Genomic DNA, 13,151 nt, shown 5'->3' on the forward strand with positions numbered 1-13,151 from the left:
TGGTTTACATCTGTTTTATGAAGAGATATTTTGGACTTCATCAATCTGCATAGACAGTATCATAATCATGCAAAGAGTGCTTACGCTGAAGCGACTTATAAAAGTAAGTGGTTTCAGCGTTTTTTATTTATAGGTCGCTACTTCTTTGGACAGAAGTTATATTCCTTTGAATAAAAGACGTATATTTGCATACGTCTTCTAAAAAACAAGGTGGAAATGGAACAGATGCGTAAATTGCCTATCGGCATACAGACTTTTGAGGAAATACGTAAAGACAACTATCTTTATGTAGATAAGACTGCCATGATTTATCAGAGTGGTTATCTGACTATCAGAGGTTATGATAAGGAGGTGTTATTATATACGTTGGCATTTCCTAATGATGAAGTCCGTTACGGCTTTCTGAATTTTCTGGTCCCGTATTATACCGGATGCAATAGTGAAGACTAAAGACACTATTTTTGCATTTGAGTTCAAACTGAACGTAAGTGCGGGAGAGGCACTCGTGCAGATTGATGAAAAAGGATATTTGATTCCTTACGCCTTGGACGGTAGAAGGTTGGTGAAAGTCGGGGTGAATTTTGACAAGGAGACGAGGAATATTGGTGAATATATCGTCTTGGAAGAGCAGTTATAAAGGATATCGCTCATAGCTTTTTGTTATTTTCTTCATCTATAATTCCCTGTCAACCAAAAAATCTTATTAACTTTGCGGGTCACTTTTGGAAACAATAAAAAAATAATGATATGAATATCTCTTATAATTGGTTGAAAGAGTATGTCGATTTCGATTTGACACCGGATGAAGTTGCTGCGGCACTAACGTCTATCGGACTGGAAACCGGAGGCGTAGAAGAAGTGCAAACCATTAAAGGCGGACTGGAGGGACTGGTCATCGGTGAAGTATTGACATGCGAACCTCATCCTAATTCAGACCACATGCACATCACGACCGTTAATTTAGGACAAGGTGAACCTGTGCAGATTGTGTGCGGAGCTCCGAATGTAGCTGCCGGACAAAAAGTGGTGGTTGCCACTCTGGGTGCAAAACTGTATGATGGTGATGAATGTTTTACTATTAAAAAATCAAAACTCCGTGGTGTAGAATCCAACGGTATGATTTGTGCTGAAGACGAAATTGGTATCGGTACGGATCATGCAGGAATCATTGTGTTGCCCGAAGCTGCTGTTCCGGGCACGCTTGCCAAGGATTATTATAACATCAAGAGCGACTACGTGCTGGAAGTGGATATCACTCCGAACCGCGCAGATGCTTGCTCACACTATGGTGTAGCCCGTGACCTGTATGCCTATTTGGTACAAAACGGAAAGCAGACTTCGCTGAAGAAACCGGAGGTGGATGCTTTTGCCGTAGAAAATCATGATTTGGACATCAAGGTAACGGTAGAAAATAATGAGGCTTGTCCCCGGTATGCGGGGGTTACCATTAAGGGAGTAACGGTAAAGGAAAGTCCCGAATGGTTGCAGAATAAACTTCGTATCATCGGTCTGCGCCCTATTAATAATGTGGTGGATATCACGAACTATATTGTTCATGCATTCGGCCAGCCGTTGCACTGCTTTGATGCGGATAAGATTAAAGGTGGTGAGGTGATTGTAAAGACCATGCCTGAAGGTACTCCGTTTGTAACGTTGGATGGAGTGGAACGTAAGTTGAACGAACGTGACCTGATGATCTGTAACAAGGAAGAGGCTATGTGTATTGCCGGAGTTTTCGGTGGTCTGGATTCGGGCTCTACCGAAACTACCAAAGATGTGTTCCTGGAAAGCGCTTATTTTCATCCGACATGGGTACGTAAAACCGCCCGTCGTCACGGTCTGAATACGGATGCTTCTTTCCGTTTTGAAAGAGGTATTGATCCCAATATCACTATCTACTGCCTGAAACTGGCTGCACTGATGGTGAAAGAGCTTGCCGGAGGTACGGTCTCTTCTGAAATAAAGGATGTGTGCGCTGCTCCGGCCAAGGATTTCAGAGTGGAACTTTCATACGAGAAGGTGCATTCATTGGTAGGTAAGGTGATTCCGGAGGATACAATCAAGAGCATTGTTACAAGCTTGGAAATGAAGATTGTAGATGAGACTGCCGATGGCCTGACTTTGGACGTGCCTCCTTACCGTGTGGATGTACAGCGTGATTGTGACGTTATAGAAGATATCCTGCGTATCTATGGATATAATAATGTGGAGATTCCAAAGACGTTGAAGTCCAGTCTGACTACCAAAGGCGAGTGTGACAAGTCCAACAAGTTGCAGAACCTGGTTGCCGAGCAATTGGTAGGTTGCGGATTCAATGAGATTTTGAATAATTCGTTGACCCGTGCCGCTTATTACGATGGTCTGGAGTCTTATCCGTCCAAGAACCTCGTAATGTTGATGAACCCGCTGAGTGCGGATTTGAACGCCATGCGCCAGACTCTGCTTTTCGGCGGTCTGGAAAGTATTTCTCATAATGCCAACCGTAAGAACGCGGATCTGAAATTCTTTGAATTCGGTAATTGTTACCATTTCAACGAAGAGAAGAAGAATGAGGAGAAGGTACTTGCTGCCTATTCGGAAGAGTATCATCTCGGTTTGTGGGTAACAGGTAAGAGGGTTTCCAACTCTTGGGCGCATCCGGATGAAAACAGCTCGGTATATGAGCTGAAAGCATACGTTGAAAATATCTTTGCCCGTCTGGGATTGTCCATGCATAATCTGGTACTCGGCAATCTGACCGATGACATTTATGCAGCCGCCCTTTCTGTACAGACAAAAGGCGGCAAGAGGCTGGCTACTTTCGGTGTGGTGACGAAGAAGTTACTGAAAGCATTCGATATTGATAATGAGGTGTATTATGCCGACTTGAACTGGAAAGAGTTGATGAAAGCCATCAAGAGCGTGAAAGTCAACTATACGGAAATATCCAAGTTCCCGGCCGTGAAACGCGACTTGGCTCTATTACTTGACAAGAAAGTTCAGTTTGCTGAAATTGAGAAAATAGCATACGAGACAGAAAAGAAGTTACTGAAAGAAGTTTCCTTGTTCGACGTTTATGAAGGCAAGAACCTGGAAGCCGGCAAGAAGAGTTATGCGGTAAGTTTCTTGTTGCAGGATGAAAATGCAACGTTGAATGACAAGCAGATTGACAAGATCATGTCGAAACTGGTTGCCAACCTGGAAAATAAACTGAATGCGAAACTTCGCTAATTCATAAATTATAAATCATAAATATTTTGTTCCAATGGGAAGAGCATTTGAATATAGAAAAGCTGCCAAATTGAAAAGATGGGGTCACATGGCAAAGACCTTTACAAGACTGGGTAAACAAATTGCTATTGCTGTAAAGGCCGGTGGCCCGGAACCGGAGAACAATCCGACTTTGCGTTCGGTTATCGCTACTTGTAAGCGTGAAAATATGCCGAAGGATAACATTGAACGTGCCATTAAGAATGCGTTGGGTAAAGACCAGAGTGATTACAAGAGTATGACATACGAGGGATATGGCCCTCACGGTGTGGCTGTTTTTGTAGATACTTTGACAGACAATACTACACGCACGGTTGCCGATGTACGTTCCGTTTTCAATAAATTCGGTGGAAACTTGGGTACTATGGGTTCATTGGCTTTCTTGTTCGATCATAAGTGTGTATTCACTTTCAAGAAGAAAGAAGGTATCGATATGGAAGAACTTATCCTCGACTTGATAGATTATGATGTGGAAGAAGATTTTGAGGAGGATGAGGAAGAAGGTACAATCACCATCTACGGTGACCCGAAGAGTTATGCCGCTATCCAGAAGCATTTGGAAGAATGTGGTTTTGAAGATGTCGGAGGTGAGTTTACTTACATTCCGAACGACCAGAAAGATGTAACTCCCGAACAACGTGAAACTATCGACAAGATGGTGGAGCGTCTGGAAGAGTTTGATGATGTACAGACGGTTTACACGAATATGAAGCCGGAAGAAAGCGAAGACTGATGACATATACATACAAGACTAAAGGCACGTGCAGTTCAGACATCAAGCTTGATGTGGAAAATGGTATCGTGAAAGAGGTCACCTTTTGGGGCGGATGCAACGGAAACCTGCAAGGGTTGTCCCGTTTGGTGAAGGGAATGTCTGTAGAGGCGGTGATTACCCGCCTGGAAGGGATTCGTTGCGGAGGACGCCCGACTTCTTGTCCCGACCAACTGTGTAAAGCATTGCATGAGATGGGATATTAAGACCTGATTGCCTCAAAGAAAAAGAATAAGTTGGAAGCCCTTGGTACTGCAAAGATGCCAAGGGCTTTTTTTGAACTTAACATATAGCGTATTTGTTATTATTTGAGTATTTTTACGCTCTTAAAAAACGAACACAATGAAGAATATCCTGAAAGATTTAAAACGGAGGGATCACAAACGTTATCTGGGTGGTCTGGATGTTTTTAAATATATAGGTCCCGGATTGCTGGTGACAGTGGGCTTTATAGATCCGGGAAACTGGGCTTCTAACTTTGCGGCAGGTTCCGAGTTTGGCTATTCATTGCTGTGGGTGGTCACTTTATCGACAATCATGCTGATTGTATTGCAACATAATGTGGCGCATCTGGGGATTGTGACCGGTCTGTGCTTGTCTGAGGCTGCCACACGATATACTCCCAAGTGGGTATCGCGTCCTATTCTGGGAACTGCCGTACTGGCTTCCATTTCTACCTCATTGGCGGAAATATTGGGAGGTGCCATTGCCTTGCAGATGTTGTTCGACATTCCGATAATATGGGGCTCCGTGCTGACGACCATTTTTGTACTTGTCATGCTTTTCACCAATTCATACAAGAAGATAGAGCGTTCTATCATTGCATTTGTTTCTGTTATCGGGCTTTCCTTTATCTACGAATTGTTTCTGGTGAAGATTGACTGGCCGGTAGCTGTGCAGGGATGGGTAACTCCATCGTTTCCGCAGGGAAGTATGCTGATTATCATGAGCGTGCTTGGAGCAGTGGTCATGCCGCACAATTTGTTCCTCCATTCGGAGGTGATACAGAGTCATGAATACAACAAACAAGATGATGCTTCCATCCGTAAAGTCTTGAAATATGAGCTTTTCGATACATTGTTTTCCATGATTGTGGGGTGGGCCATCAATAGTGCAATGATTCTGCTGGCAGCGGCCACGTTCTTTAGCGGAGGTATCCAGGTGGAAGAATTGCAGCAGGCAAAGTCTCTTCTCGAACCTTTGTTGGGAAATAGTGCCGCTGTGGTTTTTGCCTTGGCGTTGTTGATGGCGGGTATCTCTTCCACGATAACCAGCGGTATGGCGGCAGGTTCTATTTTCGCAGGTATTTTCGGAGAATCCTATCACATCAAGGACAGCCACTCGCAGGTAGGTGTAATCCTTTCTCTGGGTATTGCCCTGTTACTGATTTTCTTTATCGGTGATCCTTTCAAGGGGTTGTTGGTTTCGCAGATGATACTGAGCATTCAGTTGCCTTTTACGGTATTCCTGCAGGTCAGCCTGACTTCTTCCACCAAGGTGATGGGACCTTATGTGAATAGTAGATGGAGTACCTTTGTGCTTTATACCATTGCCGTTATTGTTACGGTTTTGAATATCATGCTGTTGGTTTCGGAAATCGTCTGAAAGGAAGAGGTATTTATACTTTTAAAATCGTTATTTTATTGAAAAGGAGAATGATGTACAAAATAATAACTTCTAATAGATATAACAGATGAAAATAATCACATACAACGTTAATGGCCTGCGGGCTGCTGTGACAAAAGGGCTTCCCGAATGGCTGGCACAGGAACAGCCGGATGTACTTTGCCTGCAGGAAACTAAGTTGCAGCCGGAACAGTATCCGGCAGATGCATTGGATTCCTTGGGCTACAGGCATTATTTGTATTCTGCACAGAAAAAGGGATATAGTGGAGTAGCCATTCTGACAAGGCGTGAACCCGACCATGTGGAATACGGTATGGGGATCGAGGAGTATGATAACGAAGGGCGTTTTATCCGTGCCGATTACGGAGATTTGTCTGTCGTCAGTGTGTACCATCCTTCGGGAACGAGCGGTGACGAACGGCAGGCTTTCAAGATGGTTTGGCTGGAAAAGTTTCAGGAGTATGTGCTGGAGTTGCAGCGTACGCGTCCCAAACTGATTCTTTGCGGGGACTATAACATCTGTCATGAACCGATAGATATCCATGATCCTATTCGCAATGCCACTAACAGCGGATTCTTGCCTGAAGAACGGGAGTGGATGACGCGTTTTCTGAATGCCGGATTTATCGATTCTTTCCGTTTGTTGCATCCCGACAAGCAGGAATATACGTGGTGGAGTTACCGCTTCAATTCGCGGGCCAAAAATAAAGGGTGGCGTATAGATTATTGTATGGTGAGTGAGCCTGTGCGTCCTATGTTGAAGGAAGCGCAGATACTGAACGGGGCTGTTCATTCGGATCATTGCCCGATGTCATTGGAAATAACAGAATGAAAATGGAATTGAAGGACAGGATAGAAAAGGCTGTTGAACTTTTCAAGAGCGGATACAACTGCTCGCAGTCTGTAGTGGCTGCTTTTGCCGATATGTATGGTTTCACGGAGGAGCAGGCATTGCGCATGTCGGCCTCTTTTGGAGGTGGCATAGGACGCATGCGCCAGACGTGCGGGGCTGCATGCGGTATGTTTATGCTTGCGGGTTTGGAGAAAGGGGCTACGGACGGTAAAGACCGTGAAGGTAAAGCTGCCAATTATGCACTTGTGCAAGAATTGGCTGAGGAATTTAAAAAGCGAAACGGCTCCATGATTTGCGCGGAACTCTTGGGATTGAAAAAACCGGAAGGTTCTTCAGTGCCCGAAGCACGTACGGAACAATATTATGCCAAACGCCCGTGTGCCAAGATGGTAGAAGAGGCTGCCCAAATATGGGTGGAATACTTGGAAAAGCAGATGATTTAAGCTTGTCTCGCTCTAAAAATGCTTTTTTCTGACAGAATAAAGAAAAAAACAGGCAATAACGTGTTATATAACATAAAAATAGCTATCTTTGCAGACGAAATAAAATCTGAATCTCTTAGAGAGGGATTTTTGGCATGTCTAACTTAAAACAAAGAGAAAATGTTAAAAGAAAAAGCTGGTGAAACTGCAGGAAAAATTTGGAATGCACTGAATGAAACTGAAGGTTTAACTGCTAAGCAAATCAAAAAAGCTACGAAATTGGTAGATAAAGATTTGTATCTGGGCTTTGGCTGGTTGTTGAGAGAGGATAAAATTTCCACTCAGGAAGTCGAAGGCGAACTGTTTGTGAAGCTGAAATAAGAGAGAGATTGACTGGAATGTTATAAAAAGATGCGTTGATACATGGATATGTTATCAACGCATTTTTTTTTGTCTTCTCCTTTTTGTATCTTTGCGCACCAAAATTAAAGATAACTGTTGACAATGAAGAATATACGTAACTTTTGTATTATTGCCCATATAGACCATGGTAAATCAACTTTGGCCGACCGGCTTCTGGAGTTCACCAATACCATACAAGTAACCGAGGGACAGATGCTGGATGATATGGATCTGGAAAAGGAGAGAGGTATCACTATCAAGAGCCACGCCATTCAGATGGAATATTCGTATAAAGGTGAAAAGTATATTCTGAATTTGATCGATACTCCGGGACACGTGGACTTTTCCTACGAAGTGTCACGTTCCATTGCTGCCTGTGAGGGCGCGCTGCTCATTGTGGATGCCTCACAAGGGGTACAGGCACAGACTATCTCCAATCTTTACATGGCCATTGAGCATGATCTGGAGATTATCCCCGTTATCAACAAATGTGATATGGCGAGTGCCATGCCCGAAGAGGTGGAGGACGAAATCGTGGAATTGCTCGGATGCAAGCGCGAAGAGATTATCCGTGCTTCCGGCAAGACGGGCATGGGTGTAGAGGAGATTCTGGCTGCCGTTATCGAGCGTGTGCCCCATCCCGTGGGTGACGAGGAGGCTCCATTGCAGGCGCTGATTTTTGACTCCGTATTCAATTCTTTCCGGGGTATCATCGCTTATTTCAAAATAGTGAACGGTGTTATCCGCAAAGGGGACAAGGTAAAGTTCTTCAATACGGGAAAAGAATACGACGCTGATGAAATCGGTGTACTGAAGATGGATATGGTTCCCCGTCAGGAACTGCGTACCGGAGACGTAGGATATATCATTTCGGGTATCAAGACTTCCAAAGAGGTAAAGGTGGGTGATACGATTACCCACATAGCCCGTCCTTGCAAGGAAGCCATTGCCGGTTTTGAGGAAGTGAAGCCGATGGTCTTCGCCGGTGTTTATCCTATCGAGGCGGAAGACTTCGAAGACTTACGTTCTTCCTTGGAGAAACTCCAGCTGAATGATGCTTCATTGACTTTCCAGCCGGAATCATCTTTGGCATTGGGCTTTGGTTTCCGTTGCGGTTTCCTGGGATTGCTCCACATGGAAATCGTACAGGAGCGTCTGGACCGTGAATTCGACATGAATGTAATCACGACAGTACCTAACGTTTCGTATAATATCTATGACAAGCAGGGGAATATGACCGAGGTGCATAACCCCGGCAGTATGCCCGATCCTACGATGATAGACCGCATTGAGGAGCCGTATATCCGTGCTTCCGTCATTACCACCACAGACTATATCGGACCTATCATGACCCTTTGTCTGGGTAAGCGCGGAGAATTGGTCAAGCAGGAATACATTTCCGGTAATCGTGTGGAAATCTATTACGACATGCCTTTGGGAGAGATCGTGATTGATTTCTATGATAAGCTGAAGAGCATTTCCAAGGGATATGCCTCTTTTGACTATCATTCCAACGGTTTTCGCCCGTCCAAGTTGGTGAAGCTGGATATATTGCTGAACGGTGAGCCGGTGGACGCCCTTTCCACCTTGACCCACTTTGACAATGCGTATGAACTGGGACGCCGTATGTGCGAGAAGTTGAAAGACCTGATTCCGAGACAACAGTTTGACATCGCTATCCAGGCAGCCATCGGCGCGAAGATTATCTCCCGCGAGACCATTAAGGCTGTACGCAAGGACGTGACGGCAAAATGTTATGGCGGTGACGTGAGCCGTAAGCGCAAGTTGCTTGAGAAACAGAAAAGAGGTAAAAAACGAATGAAACAGATTGGTAATGTGGAGGTGCCTCAGAAAGCGTTCTTGGCAGTACTGAAACTGGATTAGTTTTTAAACAATTCATGTACTTTAGGGGTTGTTCTCTTTCCGTAGGGCTATCTTGACAACCCCTTACTAATTTAAAATTAATGAGAAAAGTTCTATCATTTTCAGCCTTCTTGATGGTGGGTTTAATTGTTTCCCAATACCTTCCTGTATGGGCCGGTGGGAATTATGGTACGGTAAAGACTGTATCGAATGTTTTTCTTTATGTTTGCCTGGGTTTTATCATGATTAATGTGGGACGTGAGTTCGAAGTGGACAAGTCCCGTTGGCGAACGTATGCGGAAGATTATTTCATTGCTATGGCCACTGCTGCCATGCCTTGGTTCCTGATTGCCGTCTATTACATTTTTGTATTGCTGCCGCCCGATTATTGGGACAGCTGGGAAGCGTGGAAGGAAAATCTCTTGCTAAGCCGTTTTGCGGCTCCCACTTCAGCAGGTATTCTTTTTACGATGTTAGCTGCCATCGGACTGAAATCCAGCTGGATGTACAAGAAGATTCAAGTATTGGCTATTTTTGACGATCTGGATACGATTCTTTTGATGATTCCTTTGCAAATAATGATGATAGGCTTACGTTGGCAGCTGCTGGTCATCATCTTCATCGTATTCCTGCTACTTTCCTTCGGATGGAGACAATTGGGCAAGTACAATTGGAGACAGGATTGGAAAGCTATTCTGGTGTATTCAGCGGTGGTATTTATTTCTACTCAATCTCTGTATCTTATCAGTAAATATCTTTATGGGGAGAGCGGGAGTATTCATGTCGAGGTGTTGCTGCCGGCATTTGTGCTGGGAATGGTGATGAAGCATAAAGAGCATGATACCCCTATGGAACAAAAGGTGTCTACCGGTATCTCATTCTTTTTCATGTTCCTGGTAGGGATGAGCATGCCTCGTTTTCTGGGCATTGACTTTACGGAAGCGGCGTCCGCTGGATATTCCGTTACCGGATCGCAGGAAATGATGTCGTGGGGGATGATTCTATTTCATGTCGTGATAGTTTCGCTGCTTTCGAATATCGGCAAACTGTTCCCGGTGTTTTTTTATCGCGACCGCCGGCTTAGTGAACGCCTGGCATTGTCCATAGGGATGTTTACACGGGGTGAAGTAGGGGCAGGAGTCATTTTTATTGCTCTGGGATATAACTTGGGCGGACCGGCCTTGATAATTTCAGTGCTTACTATAGTGCTTAATTTAATTTTAACAGGTATATTTGTACTGTGGGTGAAGAAGCTGGCTTTGATGAGTTATAAGGAATAGTCCTTCGGGACTTTCCTTCTTGACGGAAGGGTGAAATCTTAAATCCGATATACTATGATTATTTTACGTACCGTGAGAAACATTTCCTCGTTGAACATTGTGGCGAGTATTCTATTGTTTTTGACTGCTATTCTGGCTGCTCTTATTGCCAATTCTCCAATGGCACCGTTGTATCAGGGATTCCTTTTGCAGGAGTTGCATCTGCGTATCGGGGATTTTAACTTGTTGTCACACGGTGGGCATCCGTTGAAGATGATTGAGTTTATCAACGATTGCCTGATGACTGTTTTTTTTCTGGCCGTAGGGCTGGAAATAAAGCGGGAGTTGCTGGTAGGTGAATTATCTTCTTTCCGGAAAGCTGTATTACCTTTCATTGCTGCCTGTGGAGGTATGCTGATACCGGTGATTATCTACTCTTCTCTGGTTGTTTCGGGCAGTCCGGAGGGACGCGGCATGGCTATACCGATGGCTACGGATATCGCTTTCTCGTTGGGGGTATTGAGCCTGTTGGGTAAACGGGTACCCTTGAGTTTGAAGATTTTTCTGACTGCATTTGCCGTTGTCGATGACATTGGCGGCATTCTTGTGATTGCCATTTTCTACAGTACGGAAGTTGCTTATGGCTATCTGATTGTGGCTGCCGTTTTATACTGTTTCCTTTATTATATGGGGAAATTCGGTATGACCCAAAAGATATTTTTTCTTTTCTTCGGGGTGATAATCTGGTACCTTTTCCTTCAATCAGGCATACACAGCACTATTTCCGGTGTAATCCTGGCATTTGTCATTCCGGCACGCCCAAGGTTGGATGCCGGTAAATATATCAATCGGATACGGGAGGTTATCGGTGAATTTCAGGTTTCCGAATCTGACAGGATAGTATTGACCAATGAACAGATTGCTACTCTGAAGCAGGTGGAACGTGCTTCGGACTTTGTCATCAGTCCGCTGCAATCCTTAGAGGATAACCTGCATGGAATGGTGAATTTTGTAATTCTGCCTTTGTTTGCTTTTGCCAATGCGGGCGTTGTCTTTAGCGGTGGCGGCAATGTGATAGGGCATGTGAGCATAGCGGTGGCAATGGGATTGCTCTTTGGCAAGTTCATCGGAATTTATCTGTTTACGTGGCTGACGATCAGGAGCGGACTGGCTTCCATGCCCAAAGGCATGAACTGGAAAAATATAGCGGGAGTCTCTTTGTTGGGAGGTATTGGCTTTACGGTATCCCTGTTTATTGCCAATCTCTCTTTCGCGGGTGACTATCCGGAACTGCTGAACCAGGCTAAGTTCGGGGTATTGCTGGGGACGGTTCTTGCAGGAATAGCAGGTTATATCGTATTGAATATGGTATTGCCGCGTGAAGTTAAAGGATAAACACGGCATTTGCCCCTCTCTCTTTGAGAATACGGTCCTGCAGAGTTTACATGTCTGACGTTCTTATTGGATGTTATAATTCTCTTCTTCATTTTCTTTCCGGATGGAATCTTCCGGCAGTAATCTGGAGGAGATCCGTTTCTTGGGAGTGAGCCCCATGCCTTTCAGCATTTCTGCCTGGCGGACTACACTGCCGTTTCCGTCGGAGAGTTGGTTGAATGCTTTCTCGTAATCCTTTTGCAGGTTAGTCAATTTGTCGCCTATGCCCAGAAACGTATCGGTAAATCCCGCTATTTTTTCATACAGGGAAGTTCCGCGCTTGATGATGGCCTGTATGTTCTTTACCTGGTTTTCCCGTTTCCATAGGTCGAGTGACAGCCGCAGGGCACTGATCAGGTTGGTAGGGCTCATCATTACTACCTTTTTATTGTAGGCATATTCCCAAAGGTTGGCGTCGCTCTGGATGGCAAGCAGGTAGGCGCCTTCTGTGGGGATGAACATCATGACGAAGTCCGGAGCCTTTACGTCATAACGGGAGTAATCTTTCCGGCTGAGTTCGTCGATATGATTGCGGACGGACTGCAGGTGAGCTTTCAGAAGGCGTGCCTGTTCTTCCTTGTCTTCGGCGGAAGTGTAGGCGGCATAAGCGGTGAGTGATACTTTGGAGTCGATAATCATCTCGCGGTCATCCGGATATCTGACAAGGATATCGGGTTGCATCTTCTGGCCGTTTTCCTCGTTGGTGATGATTTCGCCACGCTCGTCTTTCAGGAATTCCTGGCGGACATAATGCTCTCCCTCTATCAGGCCGGAAGCTTGCAGCAGACGTTCCAAGATCATTTCCCCCCAATTGCCTTGCATCTTGGAGTCACCTTTCAACGCCCGGGTCAGGTTGTTGGCATCTTCGCTGAGGCGGCTGTTCAGCTCGACCAGTTCCTTGATACGTTCGCCCAGTGAGAAGCGTTCTTTGGCTTCCGTGCTGTACACCTGTTCTACCTTTTCCCTGAAGTCCTTCAAGTTGTCGCCCAAAGGGCGGAGCAGGTTGTTGATATGTTCGGCGTTCAGCCTTTTGAAGTCCTCGGTCTTGCTTTGGAAAATACGGTTCGAAAGGTTTTCGAATTCGGTATTCATACGTTTATGCAAAGCTTCGGCTTCTTCCTTCTGCTGCTTTAAGAGTTCTATTTCCTTTTGAGTACCGCTGATTTCGGCTTTCAGCGCGGCGGACTTGCGGTCTGCCGCCAAGTAACCGACGGCAGTTCCGATGACAAGCCCTATAACCAGTAATAATATCTCCATGTGATGCGTGAAAA

Annotated in this window: 11 protein-coding genes and 1 pseudogene; 11 read left to right on the plus strand and 1 reads right to left on the minus strand. The window is 45.1% G+C overall.

Annotated elements, in window-relative coordinates; genetic code table 11:
- Positions 1-234 precede the first annotated feature (234 nt).
- From HMPREF9446_RS15245 to nhaA, 11 genes and pseudogenes are all read left to right on the plus strand, one after another.
- A pseudogene (locus tag HMPREF9446_RS15245) lies at positions 235-637 on the plus strand (PD-(D/E)XK nuclease domain-containing protein); the annotation flags it as partial.
- Positions 638-747: 110 nt separating this feature from the next.
- Positions 748-3,210: a phenylalanine--tRNA ligase subunit beta gene (gene pheT, locus HMPREF9446_RS15250; protein WP_009126629.1), complete on the plus strand. Its 2,463-nt coding sequence runs from the start codon at positions 748-750 to the stop codon at positions 3,208-3,210.
- A 34-nt stretch (positions 3,211-3,244) separates the two neighbouring features.
- On the plus strand, positions 3,245-3,982 hold the full coding sequence (locus tag HMPREF9446_RS15255) for a YebC/PmpR family DNA-binding transcriptional regulator (RefSeq protein ID WP_009126630.1): 738 nt from the start codon (positions 3,245-3,247) through the stop codon (positions 3,980-3,982).
- The gene (locus HMPREF9446_RS15260) at positions 3,982-4,227 is read left to right on the plus strand and encodes a TIGR03905 family TSCPD domain-containing protein (protein WP_009126631.1); all 246 of its coding nucleotides are present in this window, start codon (positions 3,982-3,984) and stop codon (positions 4,225-4,227) included. Before HMPREF9446_RS15255 ends, HMPREF9446_RS15260 begins: the two co-directional genes overlap by 1 nt.
- 136 nt (positions 4,228-4,363) lie before the next feature.
- Entirely contained in the window at positions 4,364-5,626 is a 1,263-nt protein-coding gene (locus HMPREF9446_RS15265) for an Nramp family divalent metal transporter (protein WP_009126632.1), read from the plus strand.
- 88 nt (positions 5,627-5,714) lie between these two features.
- The gene (locus HMPREF9446_RS15270; protein ID WP_009126633.1) at positions 5,715-6,479 is read left to right on the plus strand and encodes an exodeoxyribonuclease III; all 765 of its coding nucleotides are present in this window, start codon (positions 5,715-5,717) and stop codon (positions 6,477-6,479) included.
- A gap of 2 nt (positions 6,480-6,481) precedes the next feature.
- A complete protein-coding gene (locus HMPREF9446_RS15275; protein WP_172634258.1) occupies positions 6,482-6,943 on the plus strand; it encodes a C-GCAxxG-C-C family protein in 462 nt (153 codons plus the stop codon).
- 159 nt (positions 6,944-7,102) lie between these two features.
- On the plus strand, positions 7,103-7,303 hold the full coding sequence (locus HMPREF9446_RS15280; protein ID WP_009126635.1) for a winged helix-turn-helix domain-containing protein: 201 nt from the start codon (positions 7,103-7,105) through the stop codon (positions 7,301-7,303).
- A gap of 123 nt (positions 7,304-7,426) precedes the next feature.
- Positions 7,427-9,208 carry a translation elongation factor 4 gene (gene lepA, locus HMPREF9446_RS15285; protein WP_009126636.1) on the plus strand — a complete coding sequence of 594 codons (1,782 nt, stop codon included), beginning with the start codon at positions 7,427-7,429 and terminating at the stop codon, positions 9,206-9,208.
- An 80-nt stretch (positions 9,209-9,288) separates the two neighbouring features.
- Positions 9,289-10,467: a cation:proton antiporter family protein gene (locus tag HMPREF9446_RS15290; RefSeq protein WP_009126637.1), complete on the plus strand. Its 1,179-nt coding sequence runs from the start codon at positions 9,289-9,291 to the stop codon at positions 10,465-10,467.
- 54 nt (positions 10,468-10,521) lie between these two features.
- Positions 10,522-11,841 carry a Na+/H+ antiporter NhaA gene (gene nhaA, locus HMPREF9446_RS15295; RefSeq protein WP_009126638.1) on the plus strand — a complete coding sequence of 440 codons (1,320 nt, stop codon included), beginning with the start codon at positions 10,522-10,524 and terminating at the stop codon, positions 11,839-11,841.
- A gap of 63 nt (positions 11,842-11,904) precedes the next feature.
- Here nhaA and HMPREF9446_RS15300 read toward each other — a convergent pair whose 3' ends face one another.
- A complete protein-coding gene (locus HMPREF9446_RS15300) occupies positions 11,905-13,137 on the minus strand; it encodes a DNA recombination protein RmuC (protein ID WP_009126639.1) in 1,233 nt (410 codons plus the stop codon).
- Positions 13,138-13,151 lie beyond the last annotated feature (14 nt).

Source organism: Bacteroides fluxus YIT 12057 (assembly GCF_000195635.1).
GTDB classification, from domain to species: Bacteria; Bacteroidota; Bacteroidia; order Bacteroidales; family Bacteroidaceae; genus Bacteroides; species Bacteroides fluxus.

Excerpts from the sequence above, each read along its gene's own strand:
- pheT (WP_009126629.1), top strand. The coding sequence starts at position 748 with ATGAATATCTCTTATAATTGGTTGAAAGAGTATGTCGATTTCGATTTG.
- HMPREF9446_RS15255 (WP_009126630.1), top strand. The coding sequence starts at position 3,245 with ATGGGAAGAGCATTTGAATATAGAAAAGCTGCCAAATTGAAAAGATGG.
- HMPREF9446_RS15260 (WP_009126631.1), top strand. The coding sequence starts at position 3,982 with ATGACATATACATACAAGACTAAAGGCACGTGCAGTTCAGACATCAAG.
- HMPREF9446_RS15265 (WP_009126632.1), top strand. The coding sequence starts at position 4,364 with ATGAAGAATATCCTGAAAGATTTAAAACGGAGGGATCACAAACGTTAT.
- HMPREF9446_RS15270 (WP_009126633.1), top strand. The coding sequence starts at position 5,715 with ATGAAAATAATCACATACAACGTTAATGGCCTGCGGGCTGCTGTGACA.
- HMPREF9446_RS15275 (WP_172634258.1), top strand. The coding sequence starts at position 6,482 with ATGGAATTGAAGGACAGGATAGAAAAGGCTGTTGAACTTTTCAAGAGC.
- HMPREF9446_RS15280 (WP_009126635.1), top strand. The coding sequence starts at position 7,103 with ATGTTAAAAGAAAAAGCTGGTGAAACTGCAGGAAAAATTTGGAATGCA.
- lepA (WP_009126636.1), top strand. The coding sequence starts at position 7,427 with ATGAAGAATATACGTAACTTTTGTATTATTGCCCATATAGACCATGGT.
- HMPREF9446_RS15290 (WP_009126637.1), top strand. The coding sequence starts at position 9,289 with ATGAGAAAAGTTCTATCATTTTCAGCCTTCTTGATGGTGGGTTTAATT.
- nhaA (WP_009126638.1), top strand. The coding sequence starts at position 10,522 with ATGATTATTTTACGTACCGTGAGAAACATTTCCTCGTTGAACATTGTG.
- HMPREF9446_RS15300 (WP_009126639.1), bottom strand. The coding sequence starts at position 13,137 with ATGGAGATATTATTACTGGTTATAGGGCTTGTCATCGGAACTGCCGTC.